General features: G+C 65.8%; 15 protein-coding genes. 11 read left to right on the top strand and 4 right to left on the bottom strand.

Annotation, left to right across the window (positions count from 1 at the left end):
- Nucleotides 1–22 precede the first annotated feature (22 nt).
- Genes nirD through B4400_RS01445 form a run of 3 tightly spaced genes read left to right on the top strand, consistent with a single transcriptional unit; the run spans nt 23 to nt 2,244 of the window.
- Complete coding sequence (gene nirD / locus B4400_RS01455) at nt 23–376, top strand: nitrite reductase small subunit NirD (protein ID WP_078309001.1); 354 nt, start codon at nt 23–25, stop codon at nt 374–376.
- Nucleotides 366–1,520, top strand: a complete 1,155-nt coding sequence (locus tag B4400_RS01450) for a uroporphyrinogen-III synthase (protein WP_078308747.1) — start codon at nt 366–368, stop codon at nt 1,518–1,520. The genes nirD and B4400_RS01450 overlap by 11 nt, the downstream gene beginning before the upstream one ends.
- Nucleotides 1,513–2,244, top strand: a complete 732-nt coding sequence (locus B4400_RS01445) for a sirohydrochlorin chelatase (protein WP_078308748.1) — start codon at nt 1,513–1,515, stop codon at nt 2,242–2,244. The genes B4400_RS01450 and B4400_RS01445 overlap by 8 nt, the downstream gene beginning before the upstream one ends.
- Here B4400_RS01445 and B4400_RS01440 read toward each other — a convergent pair.
- Nucleotides 2,218–2,514, bottom strand: coding sequence for an MGMT family protein (locus B4400_RS01440; protein WP_078309002.1), 297 nt, complete (start codon nt 2,512–2,514; stop codon nt 2,218–2,220). The two genes, B4400_RS01445 and B4400_RS01440, sit on opposite strands and share 27 nt — an antisense overlap.
- A 2-nt stretch (nt 2,515–2,516) precedes the next feature.
- The gene (locus B4400_RS01435; RefSeq protein WP_078308749.1) at nt 2,517–3,299 is read right to left on the bottom strand and encodes an alpha/beta fold hydrolase; all 783 of its coding nucleotides are present in this window, start codon (nt 3,297–3,299) and stop codon (nt 2,517–2,519) included.
- Nucleotides 3,300–3,389: 90 nt separating this feature from the next.
- On the opposite strand from B4400_RS01435, the gene B4400_RS01430 reads away from it, so the two are divergent.
- The 4 genes from B4400_RS01430 to nudC all read left to right on the top strand — a co-directional run bounded on the left by B4400_RS01430 (nt 3,390) and on the right by nudC (nt 11,881).
- Nucleotides 3,390–6,563 (top strand): ATP-dependent helicase, encoded by a 3,174-nt coding sequence (locus tag B4400_RS01430; protein WP_078308750.1) that lies wholly within the window; start codon nt 3,390–3,392, stop codon nt 6,561–6,563.
- The gene (locus B4400_RS01425) at nt 6,560–9,778 is read left to right on the top strand and encodes an ATP-dependent helicase (RefSeq protein ID WP_078308751.1); all 3,219 of its coding nucleotides are present in this window, start codon (nt 6,560–6,562) and stop codon (nt 9,776–9,778) included. Before B4400_RS01430 ends, B4400_RS01425 begins: the two co-directional genes overlap by 4 nt.
- A 104-nt stretch (nt 9,779–9,882) precedes the next feature.
- Nucleotides 9,883–10,968: a potassium channel family protein gene (locus tag B4400_RS01420; RefSeq protein ID WP_078292261.1), complete on the top strand. Its 1,086-nt coding sequence runs from the start codon at nt 9,883–9,885 to the stop codon at nt 10,966–10,968.
- 1 nt (nt 10,969) lies between these two features.
- Nucleotides 10,970–11,881 carry an NAD(+) diphosphatase gene (gene nudC, locus B4400_RS01415; protein ID WP_078308752.1) on the top strand — a complete coding sequence of 304 codons (912 nt, stop codon included), beginning with the start codon at nt 10,970–10,972 and terminating at the stop codon, nt 11,879–11,881.
- 23 nt (nt 11,882–11,904) lie between these two features.
- Here the strand turns inward: nudC and B4400_RS01410 are convergent, their stop codons facing one another.
- Nucleotides 11,905–12,162: a mycoredoxin gene (locus B4400_RS01410; protein ID WP_078308753.1), complete on the bottom strand. Its 258-nt coding sequence runs from the start codon at nt 12,160–12,162 to the stop codon at nt 11,905–11,907.
- Nucleotides 12,163–12,261: 99 nt separating this feature from the next.
- Between B4400_RS01410 and B4400_RS01405 the strand changes: the two genes are divergently transcribed.
- The 4 genes from B4400_RS01405 to B4400_RS01390 all read left to right on the top strand — a co-directional run bounded on the left by B4400_RS01405 (nt 12,262) and on the right by B4400_RS01390 (nt 16,047).
- Nucleotides 12,262–14,331 (top strand): ATP-dependent DNA helicase UvrD2, encoded by a 2,070-nt coding sequence (locus B4400_RS01405; RefSeq protein WP_078308754.1) that lies wholly within the window; start codon nt 12,262–12,264, stop codon nt 14,329–14,331.
- 55 nt (nt 14,332–14,386) lie between these two features.
- Entirely contained in the window at nt 14,387–15,211 is an 825-nt protein-coding gene (locus B4400_RS01400) for a dienelactone hydrolase family protein (protein WP_078308755.1), read from the top strand.
- Between the two features lie 167 nt (nt 15,212–15,378).
- Complete coding sequence (locus B4400_RS01395; protein ID WP_078308756.1) at nt 15,379–15,594, top strand: hypothetical protein; 216 nt, start codon at nt 15,379–15,381, stop codon at nt 15,592–15,594.
- Between the two features lie 168 nt (nt 15,595–15,762).
- Nucleotides 15,763–16,047 carry a WhiB family transcriptional regulator gene (locus B4400_RS01390; RefSeq protein WP_078308757.1) on the top strand — a complete coding sequence of 95 codons (285 nt, stop codon included), beginning with the start codon at nt 15,763–15,765 and terminating at the stop codon, nt 16,045–16,047.
- Nucleotides 16,048–16,123: 76 nt separating this feature from the next.
- Here the strand turns inward: B4400_RS01390 and B4400_RS01385 are convergent, their stop codons facing one another.
- Nucleotides 16,124–17,473: an ABC1 kinase family protein gene (locus B4400_RS01385; RefSeq protein WP_078308758.1), complete on the bottom strand. Its 1,350-nt coding sequence runs from the start codon at nt 17,471–17,473 to the stop codon at nt 16,124–16,126.
- Nucleotides 17,474–17,483 lie beyond the last annotated feature (10 nt).

Genomic DNA, 17,483 nt, shown 5'->3' with positions numbered 1-17,483 from the left:
CCGTTTGAGGCGGTACCAGTACGTGTGGTCGACGGTCTGTGCGGTGGATTCGCTCACCCCTGGCCGGGGCGCGGCGGTACTCCTTCCGGACGACGTGCAGGCCGCGCTGTTTCTGCTGCCCGATGGGGAGCTGTACGCGGTCGGTAACATCGATCCATACGGCCAGGCTGCGGTCATGTCACGCGGTTTGACCGGTGACCGTGGCGGCGAGCCTACGGTGGCGTCGCCGCTGCTCAAGCAGGTCTTCTCGCTTATTGACGGGCGTTGCCTCGATGATGCGTCGCGCCGGTTGCCAGTCTTCGAGGTGCGGGTGAACAATGGAAATGTCGAAATCGGAATGCTCAGGAGCCGACACCGGGACCCGGTTGCCGCCTAACGAGCAGGATCGTCGGCTCGACGGGTTCACCATTGGTGTCACGGCTGCGCGTCGCGCGGAGGAGTTGACCGCGCTCTTGGAGCGCCGCGGGGCTGCCGTCGTGCACGCCGCCGCGATCAGGATCATCCCGTTGGCCGATGATGCCGAGCTGCAGCAGGCCACCGAACTTGTCATCGCCAACCCTCCGGATGTCACGGTGGCCACCACCGGCATCGGGTTCCGCGGCTGGATCGAGGCCGCTGATGAATGGGGCGTGGCCGAAAGTCTCAAGTCGGCATTGGAGTCCGGTCGCCTGGTCGCCCGCGGACCCAAGGCTACCGGGGCGATTCGTCAGGCGGGGCTGCGGGAAGAGTGGTCGCCCGCATCGGAGTCGTCGGCCGAGGTGCTGGATCGTCTGCTCGAAGAGGGTGTCGAGGGTCGGCGCATCGCCGTGCAACTTCATGGTGCCGCCACCGAATGGGAACCCATCGCCGATCTCTGCGAGGCATTGACTATCGCTGGCGCACAGGTTATCCGGGTACCGGTGTACCGCTGGGAGCCACCGGAGGACCAGCGGCCGATGGATCGCATGATCTCCATGGCGATCAATGCCGAGCTGGACGGGATAAGTTTCACCAGCGCGCCCGCGGTGGCCTCGATGCTTGGTCGTGCCAAGGCAACCGGCCGATTGGACGAGCTGCTGATCGCGCTGCGGGGAAGAGTGGCGCCGCTGTGTGTCGGGCCGGTGACCGCTGCGCCGCTGGAAGTGCTCGGTGTGTCGACGACGCAGCCCGAACGTGCGCGGCTGGGGGCGTTGGCCCGGCATATGGCAGACGAGCTGACCAGGCGGGCACCACGTTTCCAGGCCGGCGGCCACATCGTGAGTGTGCGCAGCTGTGGGATAGCCGTCGATGGTGAGACGCGGCAGATCTCCCCGGCGGGAATGGCGCTGATGAAGCGGCTGATGGTGCGACCCGGTCAGGTGGTATCGCGCGAGGACTTGTTGTCCGTGCTGCCCGGCGGTGGCGACGACACCCACGCTGTCGAGACGGCTATGACGCGTCTGCGGTCGGCCCTTGGTGCACCGAAAGTGATTCAGACAGTGGTCAAACGGGGTTACCGGCTGGCGATCGATCCGACCATGATTGGGGAATGCCGTGGATGACGGTCTTCGCGCACGCGGCTCATCCGCGGTTGAACTCGTCCTAGTCGCACATGGAACGCGTTCGGCCGCTGGAGTGGAGAACATCGCGGCGCTCGCCGAGGCGGTGTCGCTGCGTATCGGATCGGTGCGCACCGCGTTCGTCGACGTGCTGGGGCCGACCCCGTCAGAGGTGCTGTCGACGATCGAAGGCCCAGCGGTTCTGCTTCCTGCGTTTCTGGCATCGGGATACCATGTGCACCACGATATTCCGCAGCATGTCGAGCTGAGTGGACATCCGAATGTGGCCGTCACTCAAGCGTTGGGGCCCGATCCCGTGTTGGCCAGGGTCATGACCGAGCGGCTGCGTGAGGCCGGATGGCGTCGTGGCGATGCGGTGGTGCTCGCCGCAGCAGGATCCTCCGATCCCTGTGCGCGCCATGAGGTTCACACCGCGGCGGGCATGTTGGAGCGTCACACAGGACCCGTCACCGTCGGCTATGTCGCGACAGGTGAACCGCGGGTGCCCGACATGGTCGCTGCGGCCCGTGCGAATGGCCAACGCGTCTTCATCGCGTCATATCTCCTGGCGCAGGGGCTTTTTCAGGAGCGCCTTGCCGATTGTGGCGCAGACGGCGTCGCGCAGCCGTTGGGTGTGCATCCCGAGATTGTAGATCTCTTGGTGCGACGGTTCGCTTCGGCCACGGTGGTGTCGGGTGCCCTAGAAGCCGTGGCGGACGTCGCGTAACGCGATTCGTCCGTCCACCGCCAGTACACCCTCGGCCCTGAGTAATTCGAGCTGGCGAGTCCGGATGTGGGGTGCGGGGCGACCGCTGGCCCCGATCACGCGATGCCAGGGCAGATCGGCGGAGTCGGTGCGCATAATCCACCCCACGATTCGTGCGCTGGAAAGGCCTGCCGCGTTTGCGATATCGCCATACGTGGCCACTCGTCCGGCCGGTATCGACGCGACCAGCGAGCGCACCAGCTCGACCTGTTCCTCGGTAACTGTCGCCATGATCACTCCAGGTGTGACCGTATCGCGGCCGCGGTCTCGACGGGCCGCGATTGGGACACCATGTGATCGCAGTCGATGTCCACCAGTTCGAACCGATCGCCAAGTCTGGCCACGAGTCCGTCCAGTAGCCCGGTGGTTACGTAGGGTGGCGCGGTCCGGGTGGCTCGTAGCAAGGTAACGTGAATGGTGTTGGCGGGTAGGGTGATATCGCGTGCCAGTTCACTCCATGCGGTGACCACGGCAGGCAGGTTCATACGCCAGCCCCACCGGCCGTTCGGCAGCTGGATCAGGTGTTCATCGAGTTCTGCTTCGATGACGTGATCCGGTACGTCCGACCAAGCTCCTGCGACCTTGTCCGATTTTGCTTCGGCGCGGTCGGTGTAATCCGGGTAGGCCACCATCTGTTCGGCGATCTGGCGCATCCAGTCACCGTCGAGGCCGATCGCGGGATCCAAGAGCACGAGCGACTTCACCAGATCGGGTCTGCGCGCAGCCAGGTGCAATGCGGTGGCGCCGCCAAACGAGTGCGCCACCACCACGATGGGCCCGGTCTGGGTCTCGTCGAGCACGGCGGCTACCGCATCGGCGTGGGCTTCCAGCGACCACGGCGCGGGCGCGGGGGAGTGTCCGTGACCCAGCAGATCCGGTGCCAGGGTGGACACATCGGGGAGGTGCTCATCGAAAAGCGGCGCCCAGCGCTTGCAGTGTCCGGTGAGCCCGTGCAACGCCACGAGACGCGCGGGTTCGTCGGGGCCGTACCGGTGGGTGTTCAGCGTCGGTGTCACCCGTCGAATCCTGCCACGATTCCCGGCATTGTCTCTGAACCGATACCCAGGTCAGATCGGCTTGTCGGACCCCCGTGCTGTGATCTGCATATGCCGACGCCGACAGCTTCGACCCGATCCTGGGATGGTGCCGCGGCGGATCTGCTGGCCCCGGACCGGCAGGGCCGGTTCGTGGTGGTCGGCGGTAGCGGAACCGGGAAGACGAGCCTGCTGGTCGACATTGTGGCCGCACGAATTGCCGCGGGCGCGAGTCCGGAATCCGTTCTCGTGCTCGCCGGTTCCACCCGGGCGAGCGTCGACCTGCGTAGCCGGATCTCGGCCGCGGTGTTCGAGCGCAACGGTTCCATCGCCATCCGTGAACCTATGGTTCGCACCGTGCACTCCTATGCCTTCGCCGTGCTCGCCGCCCATGCGGCTCGCCAGGGCAATCCGCCGCCGCGCTTGATCACAGCTGCCGAGCAGGACAGCATTGTGCGGGAGTTGTTGTGTGGCAATGCTGAAGACAACAGCGGCTCCTGGCCCGCTTCGCTGCGGCCCGCGCTGACGACGGCCGGTTTCGCGACCGGTGTTCGAGATCTCATGGCGCGTTGCACCGAGCGCGGTGTTGACGCCAAGGAGCTTCGCGCGATCGGGCGGCGGCACAATCGACCGGAGTGGGTCGCGGTCGCCGACCTTGCCCGGCAGTACGAGGAGATCATGCTGCTGCGGTCGGCGGTGGGCATGGCGGCTCCGCAGGCCACGGTGCCGGCACTCGGCGCCGCCGAACTGGTCGGATCGGCACTAGAGACCTTCGCTGTCGAGCCGGCAATTCTTGCCGCGGAGCGTGCCCGCATCGGCCTTCTGCTCGTCGACGATTCCCAGCACCTTGATCCGCAGGCGGCGCTGATGGTGCGGCTGCTCGCGGGGAGTGCCTCGTTGTCGGTGTTCACGGGTGATCCCAACCAAACCGTGTTCGGCTTCCGTGGTGCCGACGCGCAGCTGTTGCAGACTGGTACTGACGGCGGGGCCACGACGATCATGCTCGACAGTTCGTACCGGTGCGCCGCACCGGTCGCCGAACTTGCGAACGCGGTGGCGGGGCGGTTACCCGGAAGCTCACCTGCCCGCACGATCGCGGGGGCGGAGAACGTGTTGGCCGCCGTACGTCTTGCCGCCGTGCCCACCGAAACCGCAGAGGCATCGCTGGTTGTCGACCTGCTGCGACGGTCTCACCTGATCGACGGTGTGCCGTGGTCTCAGATGGCGGTCATCGTCAGGTCGGTACCCCGCAGTGGTGCGGCCCTTCGGCGCGCGCTGCAGTCGGCGGGTGTCCCCGTACATGCGGAGTCGTATGACGGTCCTGTCGCCGCCGTTCCCGCCGTGCACGCGTTACTGCTGGCGGTCTGCGCCGCACAAGGCAGACTGAACGACGAGGACGCGGTGACACTGGTGACCGGCCCGATCGGGCGGGTGGATCCGGTGGCGCTCCGGCGGTTACGACGCCAGTTGCTACGTTCCGGGGAAGCGCGGGGCACGGGCGAAAACAGTGCTGAGCTGTTGCGTGCGGTTCTTGTCGATGCCGATGACACGCAGCTCACCGCGCTCACTGACATCCAGGCCGCGCCACTGCGGCGCGTGCGGGCAGTGATCGCCTCGGCACGTGAGTCCGTCACCTCCGGGGCCAGTGTTCTCGACGTGCTGTGGGCCGCGTGGACCCGGTCGGGTCTACAGCGACGTTGGGACGGGTTGTCTCAACGCGGAGGTCCGCTGGGCGCTCAAGCGGATCGGGACCTCGACGCGGTGTCCGCACTGTTCGACCTGGCATCCGAACATGTGGCGCGCACGCCGGGTATCGGCGTGACGGGATTGATCGACCACATCCGGTCGCTGGCGCTCGCCGGTCAGCGCGCGACCGGCGGGCCTGATGCGGTCTCCATCGTCAGTGCGCACGCTGCCGTAGGCCGCCAGTGGGATGTGGTGGCGATCCCCGGTGTGCAGGAAGGGCTATGGCCCAACACGGCCGTGCGGGGCGGGGTGCTGCGCACCCAGGAACTGATGGATGTGTTGGCAGGCATCGACCATGTCGCGCATGTCGACGGGTCGGCGGTGGCGCTGGCCGAGGAACGCCGGCTGCTGCTACTCGCCGTGGGCAGGGCCGCGCGCCGCGTTCTCGTTACCGCCGTCGACAACGAAAACGCCGATATGGGTGGCGGTCCCGCGATGGCTTCGCGCTTCCTGGCTGAGCTCATGGCGGCGCATCCGGAATGGGTGATGCCGGATCGCCGTCCGGGAACACCGGAGTCTCGGGCATTGACCGTTGCGAACCTCGTGGGCGAGCTGCGAGCCGTCGTCACCGCGTCCGCAGGCACGGTGAGTGAGGGCCGCCGCCAGCGCGCCGCCCGACAACTTGCCCGGCTCGCCGACGCCGGTGTCACCGGTGCGGATCCCGAATCCTGGTACGGGCTTGCCGGTATCAGTAGTGAGGACCCGCTGTGGCATGCCCAGGATGGTCCGGTTCGCTTGTCGCCGTCGAACGTCGAGACGCTCATGGCGTGCCCGCTGCGCTGGCTATTGGAACGGCACGGCGGCACTGACCTCACGGACCCGCGCCGAGCGCTCGGAACATTGGTGCACGCGCTTGTCGGCGAGCACTCCGCAGATGCCGACACGATGCGCCGGGAACTCGACAAGGCTTGGAAATCAATGCCATTCGAGTCGCGGTGGTATGCGCGTAACGAATTGCAGAGGCATCATGAGCTACTGGAGGCGTTCACCACGTGGCGCGTGGCGACGCGCGGTGAGCTCACTGAAGTAGGTCGAGAGATCGGCGTCGACGGAGTGCTCACGCATGCGGACCATCCGCAGGTGCGGCTGGTCGGCCGCATCGACCGACTGGAACGGGATGCCGAGGGGCGCGCCGTCGTCATCGATATCAAGACCGGGAAGAGCCCCGCCACCAAAGACGATGCGCAACAACACGCTCAGCTCGCCACGTACCAAGTCGCCGCCGCCGAAGGGCTCATCATCGACCAACCCGCGGGCGAGCCGGGCGGCGGTCGGCTGGTGTACGTCGCGAAACCGAATCTCGATGACGGGGCCACTCAACGACACCAGGATCCGTTGACCCCTGCTGCCCGGGAGGCCTGGCGCGAAACTATTCACACCGCCGCGGCCAACACGCAGGGCCCGATGTTCATCGCGCGGGTCAACGACGGATGCGGACACTGCCCGCTGCGGGCATGCTGCCCCGCACAGGCTGATGGACAGGCGGTGTGCCAGTCATGAGCGCATACTCCCCGTCCGAACTATCCCGGGCGCTTGGGCTTTTCGAGCCCACCGATGAGCAGGCCGCCGTGATCGGGGCTCCACCCGGTCCGATGGTGGTGATCGCGGGTGCCGGTGCGGGCAAGACGGAGACGATGGCTGCCCGGGTGGTGTGGCTGGTGGCCAACGGATACGCCACCCCCGGCCAGGTGCTTGGGTTGACGTTTACCCGCAAGGCCGCGGGTCAATTGTTACGCCGGGTCAGATCGCGGCTCGCTCGGCTGGCGGGAAGCGGCATCATGGCGCCCGTCACGGCCGATGAAGCCGATCCGGTGATCGCCACGTACCACGCCTATGCCGGTACCTTGCTGCGCGAGCACGGATTGCTGCTGCCCATGGAGCCGAATGCGCGCCTGCTGACCGAAACGCAGTTGTGGCAGTTGGCGTTCCGGTTGGTCTGCGATTTCGATGGGGATCTGGATACCGAGAAGACGCCCGGGGCGGTCACCGCTCAGGTGCTCGCACTCGCCGGCCAGCTGTCTGAGCATCTGGTGGATACCAGCGATCTGCTGTCCTCGCATGACGAGCTGGAACAGCTGATTCATACCCTGCCGCCGGGTCCCTCGCAGCGGGAGGGCCGGCCGAGTGCGTGGTTGTTGCGTCTGGTCGAGACGCAGCGTGAACGAGCGCAGCTCGTCGCGATCGTGGAACAGCTGATGACGCAGATGCGCGCTCGCGGTGTTCTCGATTTCGGAGCACAAATGTCGCTGTCGGCTCGTCTGGCCGCCGACCACGCCGTCGTTGGACAGACTCAGCGGGATCGGTACCGCGTGGTGTTGCTCGACGAGTACCAGGACACCGGGCATGCTCAACGCATCTTGCTGTCGTCCTTGTTCGGTCAGGGCGTCGACCCCTCGCTGGCGTTGACCGCGGTGGGCGATCCAATCCAGTCCATCTACGGCTGGCGCGGCGCGTCGGCGACGAATTTGCCCCGGTTCACCACCGATTTCCCGCTGCCGGACGGATCACCGGCGCCCACAAGGGAACTGCGCACCAGCTGGCGTAACCCACCCGAGGCTCTGCATCTGGCTAATGCCGTGTCCGAGGAAGCGCGGCGGCGTTCGGTGGCGGTCCGGCCGCTGCGTCCCCGGCCGGACGCTACCTCCGGCAACATCGCCTGCGCGCTGTTCGGCGATATCGTCGCCGAACGAGAATGGGTCGCAAAGAAACTGGCCTCGGTGTACGAGGACGCGCGTCGTGACGGGAACCGTCCGCCGTCGTCGGCGGTGTTGGTCAGGCGCAATAGCGATGCCGCCCCCATGGCGGAGGTCCTTGCGGCGCACGGTGTTCCGGTCGAAGTGGTTGGATTGACGGGTCTGCTTGGGCTCCCGGAGGTCGCCGATACGGTGGCGATGCTGCGTCTCGTTGCGGACCCGACCGCAGGTCCGGCCGCCTTGCGTGTGTTGACCGGTCCGAGATGGCGCCTTGGAGCTCACGACCTGGCGGTGCTGTGGCGACGGGCGACGGGATTCGGTCGGACCGGCACCGACGTGGCGGGGGAGCACGCGGACATTCCGTGTCTGGCCGATGCCGTCAGCGATCCCGGTGCGCCCGAACAGTATTCGCCGGAGGGTTGGACTCGCCTGACGGCGCTGCGACGCGAACTGTCCGCGTTACGCGCTCGGCTTGGGATGCCGCTCACCGACCTGATCTCCGAGGTGCAGCGCGTGTTGGCGCTCGATGTCGAGCTCTTCGCCGGTCGCCGCACGGGCGGTCTGGAGCAGCTGCGCGCGTTCACCGATGTCGCTGCTGGTTTCGCGGAGGCCGCCGACCAGAGCGACCCGGTTGCGGTGATCGCCGCGTTTCTGCAGTACCTAGACGCGGCGTGGGAGGTCGAAAAGGGCTTCACACCGGTGGAAGTCGCGACCAGCCCGGGGCGGGTACAGATCCTGACTGTGCATTCGGCCAAGGGGCTGGAATGGGACGTGGTCGCCGTCCCGCATCTGAGTGCCGGAGTGTTCCCGTCGGGCGTGGCCGCGCCGACCTGGCTGACGAGCGCCACCGAGCTGCCGCCGTTGGTGCGCGGGGATCGCGCCACCTTGGGGGATCGTTTCGGCGTCCCTCAGCTGGACACCGAGGGCGTTACGAACCGTAAACAGCTTTCCGATGCCATCGCGCGGCACAAGGACAGCCTGTCCACCCGCCGGATCGACGAGGAGCGCCGGCTGCTGTATGTGGCAGTGACCCGATCAGCCGAGCAGCTCTTTGTTTCGGGACATCATTGGGGCCAGACCGGACTCAAGCCCAAGGGGCCGTCCGATTTTCTGGTCGAGTTGCGTGATGTCATCGAATACGCGGCCGCCGAAGGCATTCCCTGTGGAACTGTCGAGGAGTGGGCCCCCGCACCCGCGGCGGGTGAGCGCAATCCGATGCTCGACCAGACCGTCGAAACGCAATGGCCCGCAGACCCACTCGCGGGCCGGCGCGGCGAGATCGAAGCGGGAGCGCAGATGGTCCGGGAAGCGCGCGCCGGCACAGCGCCGCTGGTCCAGGACGAAGACGAGGATCACGAGGGATGGGCCGCCGATGTCGATGCGCTGCTGCGTGAGCGAGAGCAAGCCCATCGTCGTCCGGAAATCACTCTGCCTCAACATCTGTCGGTGACAAGCCTCGTCGAGCTGCGCCAGGATCCGCAGGCGCTGGCACGCCGGCTGATGCGTCCACGCCCTACACGTCCAGACCTTGAAGCGCGCCGCGGCACCGCATTCCACTCCTGGGTGCAACGTCACTACGGGTCGGTACGCCTCATTGATTTCGACGATCTACCGGGTGACGGATACGGAGAGTTCGAGGACGCCGAGGATCTGGCGGCGCTGCAGTCGGCATTCCTTGCCTCGCCGTGGGCGGACCGAACCCCCGCCGAGATCGAGGTGCCGTTCGAGATTTCCGTCGCCGGGACCATTGTCCGCGGCCGGATCGACGCGGTGTTCGGATCTCGCGACGGCACCTGGACCGTCGTGGACTGGAAGACCGGTCACGAGCCGTCGGGTGTTGAGATGGAGGCCGCCGCCCTGCAGCTGGCCGCGTACCGGCATGCGTGGGCGGCATTACAGGGCATCGATCCCGCACGGGTGAGTGCGGTGTTCCACTATGTGCGCTCGGGGCGCACGGTCGCCCCCGCCGAACTACCCGAGCTGCCACAGGCAAGCGAGTTCGCGGGGCTGACGGGGGATTGAGATCCGGCCAAACTTCGTCGCCAACCCGCTAGCCAACGCGAATCGCGGGCGCCATGTGAGTAGATTGACACCCGTGCAACCGCTGACTCGGACGCGATCGGCATATGGCCGGTAAGTTTCGCCAGCGGTTTCGTGGCATTGACCAGGCGCTGACCGCACAGCCAGACCACGCACTCGTCGGTGTTCTGCGTATCCCCGAAAATGCGGCCAGCCCGTGGCGAGCCATCGGAAAGCGCATCCTCATCGCGGTAGGCACGCTCTTCGCTGCCGTACTGGTGGTGTACGCAGACCGCAGCGGTTACCGCGACGTCGCATCCACCCCAGAGGAGAGCGATCCGCTCAGCTTCCTGGATTGCTTCTACTACGCCACCGTCTCGCTCTCTACTACCGGCTACGGCGATATCACCCCGTACACCGAGGGCGCGCGGCTGGTGAACATCCTCGTCATCACGCCGCTGCGGCTGCTGTTCCTGATCGTTCTGGTCGGTACCACGGTGGAAGCGCTCACCGAACGTTCGCGTCAAGCACTGAAGATCCAGCGATGGAGGGCCCGCGTGCGCAACCACACTGTTGTCGTCGGATACGGCACTAAGGGGAAGACCGCCGTTCAGGCGATGCTCTCCGACGGCGCCGCCCCGGCCGAGATCGTGGTCGTCGACGAAGACCAGATGGCCCTGGATGCTGCGGCGGCCTCTGACCTGGTGACCGTGCGCGGCAGCGCCACCAAATCGGATGTCTTGCGCCTCGCGGGTGTGCAGCACGCGAAGTCGATCATCGTGGCCGCCAACCGGGACGACACCTCTGTGCTGGTCACGCTGACCGCGCGGGAGCTGGCCCCCAACGCCAAGATCGTCGCCGCGATCCGTGAGGCCGAGAATGTCCACCTGCTGCGCCAGTCGGGCGCCGACTCGGTGGTGGTGTCTTCGGAAACGGCGGGACGGCTGCTGGGCATCGCCACCTCGACGCCGCGCGTCGTCGAGATGATCGAGGATCTGCTCACCCCCGAGGCGGGGTTTGCGATCGCCGAACGCGAGGTGGAGCGCAGCGAGGTCGGTGGTTCACCGCGTCATCTCTCGGACATCGTCCTGGGTGTGGTGCGCGATGGCACTCTGCACCGGGTGGATGCACCCGAGGTCGATTCCATCGAGGCATCCGATCGCCTGTTGTACGTCCGCAACGCCGGAGCCTGATATGACCTTCCGTCTTCGCAACGTCCCCTTACTCTCGCGCGTTGGGCTGGATCGCGCCGACGAATTGCGTTCCAATCCTGAGGAACTGGCCAAGGGTTGGGCCGAGGCCGGACTGATCACACTGGATGTCCGTGGGCGCGTGAACATTGTCGATGGGCGGGTGGTTCTCGAAGACGCGGCACGTGTCGGCGACAGGCCGCCTGAGCATGCCGTGTTCCTGGGACGTATCCCGGGTGGTCGCCATGTGTGGGCCGTGCGCGCAGAACTGGACGATGACAGCGCACCGCTACTGGACCTGCGTCGCTCCGGTGAGCTGTTCGATGACACCAGCGCGGCCTTGTTGGCCACGGCAATGGCGATGCTTGCCTGGCATGACAGCGCCGGCTACAGCCCCGTCGACGGATCACCCACCACCCCCGCCAAAGGCGGTTGGGTTCGGGTGAACTCGACCACCGGGCAAGAAGAATTTCCGCGTACCGATCCGGCCGTCATCTGCCTGGTGCACGACGGTGCTGATCGTGCGGTGCTCGGCCGTCAGAAGTTCTGGCCCGAGCGGATGTTCTCGCTGCTGGCCGGATTCGTCGAGGCGGGCGAATCTCTGGAGGCGTGCGTGGCCCGAGAGATCGCCGAGGAAGTGGGCCTCACGGTCACCGATGTGCAGTACCTGGGCAGCCAGCCGTGGCCCTTTCCGCGATCGATCATGTTGGGGTTCCACGCCGTAGGCGACCCGTCGCAGCCCTTCTCCTTCAACGACGGTGAAATCGCCGAGGCCGACTGGTTCACACGCGATGAGGTACGTGCCGCACTCGAGCTGGGCGATTGGACCACGGCGTCCGACTCCCGGCTGATGCTGCCCGGGTCGATTTCCATCGCCCGGGAGATCGTGGAGTCCTGGGCTTACGCCAAGGACTAGTCCCCCACAAGTGGGAGGTTCCCCTAGCCGAGCTTGGCCTTGACCTGTGCCAGCGACGGATTGGTCAGCGCGCTGCCGTCCGGGAACTTCACGGTCGGCACGGTCTGGTTCCCGCCGTTGACGTTCGCGACGTAGTCGGCCGCGGCCGGGTCCTGTTCGATGTCCACCTTGGTGTACTCGATGCCCGCGCCCTTGAGCTGCGTCTCGAGTCGACGGCAATAGCCGCACCAGGTGGTGCTGTACATGGTCAATGTGTCGCTCACGTACGCATTCAACGTCATACCCCTCTGGGGTGTTCCGTTGGGGGTATGTGAGATGTCTCAATGCCGAGAACGGGGCCAGCGGCCGGTGTTGTCGGCAGTTGCTGCGAAGATGGCCCGGTGGCGCGTTCTCTCCTCGATGGTTTAGACGACGAGCAGCGCGCCGCTGTCACCGCACCGCGAGGCCCTGTCTGCGTGCTCGCCGGGGCCGGAACCGGCAAGACACGCACCATCACCCACCGCATCGCGCACCTGGTCGAATCCGGCCATGTCGCTCCCGGCCAGATTCTCGCGGTCACCTTCACCCAGCGAGCGGCGGGCGAGATGCGTGGACGGCTGCGTGATCTCGGTGTTGGGTCCGCGCAGGCCGTCACGTTCCACGCCGCGGGCTTGCGGCAGCTGCGGTATTTCTGGCCGCAGCTGGTCGGGGATACGCGTTGGGAGCTGATTGACAGCAAGTTCACCATCGTCGCTCAGGCCGCGAACCGCGCCAAGCTGAGTACCAGCACCGATACCGTGCGCGACCTCGCCGGTGAAATCGAGTGGGCCAAGGCCTCTTTGATCAGCCCCGAGGCCTATCCGGCCGCCGCCGCGAAATTCGCGCGAGATACGCCGGTCCCGCCCGAACAGGTCGCCAAGGTTTACGCGGGCTACGAGAAACTCAAGGCCCGGCCCGACGGGTCCACCCTGCTCGATTTCGATGATCTGCTGCTGCACACCGCGGCCGCTATCGAGAACTCGGCGTCCGTGGCCGAGGAATTCCGGGACCGCTACCGCTGTTTCGTGGTCGACGAATACCAGGACGTCACCCCGCTGCAGCAGCGGGTGCTCGATGCATGGCTCGGTCCCCGCGACGACCTGACTGTTGTCGGCGACGCCAACCAGACCATCTATTCCTTCACCGGGGCCACCCCGCAGTATCTACTGGGCTTCTCCCGCCGGTTCCCCGAGGCGGCTGTGGTTCGTCTGGAACGTGACTATCGCTCGACCCCACAGGTGGTTTCGCTCGCCAACCGGGTGATTGCGGCCGCGCAAGGAAGGGTGGCGGGCAGCAAGCTGCAACTTATCGGTCAACGGCCGGAGGGCCCAGCTCCCAGGTTCTCCGAGCATGACGACGAGGCGGCGGAAGCCAAGTCAGTCGCGAAATCTATTGCTGCACTGATCGAATCCGGAACTCCGGCATCGGAGATCGCGGTGCTGTACCGGATCAATGCGCAATCGGAGGTGTACGAGGAGGCGCTTACCGAGGCGGGCGTGCCGTTTCAGGTGCGCGGTGGCGAGGGGTTCTTCACCCGGCAAGAGGTGCGTCAGGCGCTGGTGGCCCTGCAACGTGCGGCCGACCGTGAAAGTGCGGATATACCTGTGCCGCAGCAAGTTCGGGATATTCTAGAGCCGCTGGGGCTATCTGCCGAGGAACCGCATGGTACTCAGGCCCGTGAGCGATGGGAATCGCTGCGGGCCCTTGTCGAGCTTGCCGAGGAGGAATGCGCCCGCCTGCCGGAGCTGGATCTGCCGGGGCTGGTTCGCGAGCTCCGGGTGCGGGCAGAGGCGCGCCACCCGCCGACGGTGCGGGGCGTGACCCTGGCCTCGCTACACGCGGCAAAGGGGCTCGAATGGGATGCGGTGTTCCTGGTGGGGCTGGCCGACGGCACGCTACCCATTTCGCATGCCTTGTCACGTGCCGGGGATATTGAACCGATTGAGGAGGAGCGGCGGCTGCTCTATGTCGGAATCACCCGCGCGCGTGTGCATGTGAACCTGAGCTGGGCGCTCGCGCGGGCCGCGGGCGGCCGCAAGACGCGTAAACATTCTCGGTTCCTCAATGGGGTCGCTCCCACCGCGCAGGTTTCCGCCACGATGGCACCACGGCGCCGGGGCAGTGGCGCACGCTGCCGAATCTGCAATGCCGCGCTCAACACCCCGGCGGCAGTGTTGCTGCGGCGCTGCGAGAGCTGCCCGTCCGATATTGACGAGGAACTCCTTGTAGCACTGAAGGATTGGCGACTCAAGACGGCAAAGGAGATGAAGGTGCCAGCGTTCGTCGTCTTCACCGACAACACCTTGATCGCCATCGCCGAACTGCTTCCCGGTGATGACGCCGCGCTCGTCGCCATTCCCGGGATCGGTGCGCGCAAGCTGGAGCAGTACGGCCCCGACGTGCTGCGTTTGGTGCGCGCCAGATCTTCGTAATCCCTTGTTCAACACGTGTCTAGCGCGGAGCGCGATCTCATCCTAGGCTCGCCCCATGGCCGACGATGACCTCCGCGATTTCGAAGCAGGCACCTTCACTCACGAGGGTGAGACCAAGATCGTGTTGAGAAAGGGCAGTGGACCGGCGGTGATCGTCATCGCCGAGATGCCGGGGATAACGCCCAAGGTCGCCAACTTCGCGCGCAAGGTCGCCGACATCGGGTGTACCGCGGTCATGCCGCACCTGTTCGGGAACCCGGGGCAGAACACGGACCCCCGGGAAGAGGGTTGGCTGCGCACTGCCACCTACATGGCGACCTCGATGTTCCGCGGCTGTGTGAGCCGCGAGTTCACGGTGCTGGCTACGGGAAAGAGCTCGCCCGTGGTGGCGTGGCTGCGCGCGCTTGCCCAGAACGAGCACGAGCGCAACGGCGGCCCCGGTGTGGGTGCCATCGGAATGTGTTTCACCGGGGGATATGCGCTGGCAATGGCCGCCGACGACCGGCTGCTCGCGCCCGTGCTGTCTCAGCCGTCGCTGCCCTTCGGGCTCAGCAAGAAGGCGCGGCACAACATCGATATCTCTCCGGCAGACCTGCAGAAGGTCAAGCACCGCTGCGAGCACGACGGGCTCAAGGTGCTCGGTATGCGCTTCACCACCGACAAGTTGGTGCCTGCCGAGCGGTTCCAGTTCCTCAGGGAGGAACTGGGGGATGGGTTCATTGCCATCGAATTGCCCGGCGACGCGGCCGACCCCAATTCGCCGATGCCGGCACATTCGGTGGTCACCGAACATCTCATCGACGAGCCCGGTCAGCCGACGCGCGCGGCCCTCGAGCAGGTATTGGATCTCTTCCGTTCGCGACTACTGACATCTGTCTAGAGACGATCCCGGGGAAAGATGCCAGTTCGACAAAACTGGTCTTGAAGTATCGCCGCAGGTCAAAAATAACTTGTCAACCGATAGATGACCTTTTACTCTGGGCGTCAGGAATTCGTGAGAATTCCAAACCAGACCTGTTCACGTGTGAGTAGACGGAAGGAGGAGCGATGAATACACCCACCAATTACGGCGACACCTTGTGGCGTGATGCCCATGGTGCGTTTGTCGTATTGCCGATCGCTCCGCCGTCGCTCCTGACGCATGTCGCCGCTGCCAAGCCGGCGGCTCCCATGGTGCCGGCCGGCTCGGTTTCCGCGATTAAGCACCGCGCCGTCGTCGCCGCAGCCGCGAATGTCGCGTCCGTGAATAGGGGATACATCTAGGTAGCCCCCACAACCGCCTCCCAGGCCACGGACCCGACACACCGGGATCCGTGGCCACTTTTGTTTGAGCCTCAACCTCAAACGTGGTTCCGGATCTCGATCGATAAGACACCGATACGAGACCAGCAGTTTTACAAGGAACCGAAGAGGAAGCAGGTGAACGGACACATGATGACCGTCGAAACGGAGGCCCGAAGGCGTGTCCTGCCGTGCCACGCAGCGGATGCGGACCTGTGGTTCGCGGAGAGCCCCGCTGACCTGGAGCGGGCTAAGACGCTATGCGCGGACTGCCCGATCCGGTCGCAGTGCCTGGCTGCTGCGCTGGACCGCGCAGAGCCCTGGGGTGTGTGGGGTGGCGAGATCCTGGAGCAGGGGGCCGTCGTGGCGCGTAAGCGTCCGCGTGGTCGCCCGCGCAAGAACCCGCTGCCGGCAGCAGATCCCGCCGCGGCATGACCCGGGACATCGCGAATGCCGTCGGGCTAGACAACCAATGCTCCCCATCGCCATGTGGCGGTGGGGAGCATTGTTATCAGGACGACTTCGCGTGTGGTTCGAAAAACCCCGGCATCCATTCTTCGGCGATCGCCGCGTAGTTCACGTGCGTACCGAGTTGCACGAGAACCCCGATCATTCCGCCGAGCGTGCGCAGCAGCATGACGTAGCCCGGCGGCACCGTCATTTGACGCGCCAGTTTGAATCGCTCGGTGAAGCCCTCGTCCAGAAGATCGGTAGACGCCACCGCCGCCTGCTGGAACCACTCACGGGTGAAATGGAATTCGCCCGAGCGCAGCGGATCGACATAGGGCCATAGCGGCCTGATGTAATCCATCACCTGGACCCCGGACAGTTGGACCTCCGGCGGCATGAATCCGAGCTGCTTGATAAGCCGGATTACCTGCTCCCACTGCTCATCTCGGGCCCAGCACAACACCTCACCGAACTCCGGCGGAATGCCGCCGGGGTGCTCGGAGACCGCGCCGAAATCGATGATGCCGAAACGTCCGTCGGGCAGCAGCATGAAGTTGCCGGGATGCGGGTCGGCGTGCACCAGGCCCACCTTTTCCGGTGACTTCACCGTGAATTCGAGCATCAGGGCGCCGGCGGAGTCCCGTTCCTCACGAGTGCCCTCGGAGATGATCTTGGAGAGCCGCCGCCCCTCCATCCACTCGGCGATGATGACCTTGGGTGCGCTGGCCACCACCGCCGGTACGAAGAACTTCGGATCGTCGGCGAAGGCCTTGGCGAATGCGCGCTGGTTCGACGCTTCCTGGCGGTAGTCCAGTTCGGCTTCGATGCGGTCGCTGATCTCGGCCACCAGCCTGTCGATATCTGCTTTGGGCGCAATCTGTTTGGCCAGCGGCGTCATCCGCTGGATCAGCTTGAGATCCGCGCGCAGCGCATCGTCGGCACCGGGGTACTGGATCTTGACGGCCACCTCGCGACCGTCCTTCCAGATCCCCTTGTGCACCTGGCCGATGCTGGCGGAGGCCACGGGTGTGTCGTCGAAGGACTGGAAGCGTTCGCGCCATTTGGTGCCCAGCTGCGCGTCGAGCACGCGATGCACCTTTGCCGCGGGCAGTGGCGGGGCCTCGCTCTGCAGTTTGACCAGGGCTTCACGGAACGGATCGGCGAACTGCGGCGGTATCGCCGCCTCCATCACCGACAGGGCCTGGCCCACTTTCATGGCGCCGCCCTTGAGCTCGCCGAGCACGTTGAACAGTTCGTCGGCGGCCTTCTCCAGGAGTTCGGCGTTGACGTCGTCTGCGGAGGTTCCGGTCAACCGTTTGCCAACCCCGAGAACGGCGCGGCCGGCCATGCCTGCGGGCAGGCTTGCCAGTTTGGTCATTCGGCTGAGTCCGCCGCGGCGAATATCTGCCATGTCACCTCAT

Source organism: Mycobacterium sp. D16Q13 (genome assembly GCF_002013375.1).
Classification (GTDB): domain Bacteria; phylum Actinomycetota; class Actinomycetes; order Mycobacteriales; family Mycobacteriaceae; genus Mycobacterium.
The sequence above is the reverse complement of the archived record's forward strand: the minus strand, read 5'-3'. Positions and strand labels throughout refer to the sequence as shown.

Excerpts from the sequence above, each read along its gene's own strand:
- B4400_RS01400 (WP_078308755.1), top strand. The coding sequence starts at position 14,387 with ATGGCCGACGATGACCTCCGCGATTTCGAAGCAGGCACCTTCACTCAC.
- B4400_RS01430 (WP_078308750.1), top strand. The coding sequence starts at position 3,390 with ATGCCGACGCCGACAGCTTCGACCCGATCCTGGGATGGTGCCGCGGCG.
- B4400_RS01440 (WP_078309002.1), bottom strand. The coding sequence starts at position 2,514 with ATGGCGACAGTTACCGAGGAACAGGTCGAGCTGGTGCGCTCGCTGGTC.
- nudC (WP_078308752.1), top strand. The coding sequence starts at position 10,970 with ATGACCTTCCGTCTTCGCAACGTCCCCTTACTCTCGCGCGTTGGGCTG.
- B4400_RS01410 (WP_078308753.1), bottom strand. The coding sequence starts at position 12,162 with ATGACGTTGAATGCGTACGTGAGCGACACATTGACCATGTACAGCACC.
- B4400_RS01385 (WP_078308758.1), bottom strand. The coding sequence starts at position 17,473 with ATGGCAGATATTCGCCGCGGCGGACTCAGCCGAATGACCAAACTGGCA.
- B4400_RS01395 (WP_078308756.1), top strand. The coding sequence starts at position 15,379 with ATGAATACACCCACCAATTACGGCGACACCTTGTGGCGTGATGCCCAT.
- B4400_RS01390 (WP_078308757.1), top strand. The coding sequence starts at position 15,763 with ATGATGACCGTCGAAACGGAGGCCCGAAGGCGTGTCCTGCCGTGCCAC.
- B4400_RS01420 (WP_078292261.1), top strand. The coding sequence starts at position 9,883 with ATGGCCGGTAAGTTTCGCCAGCGGTTTCGTGGCATTGACCAGGCGCTG.
- B4400_RS01425 (WP_078308751.1), top strand. The coding sequence starts at position 6,560 with ATGAGCGCATACTCCCCGTCCGAACTATCCCGGGCGCTTGGGCTTTTC.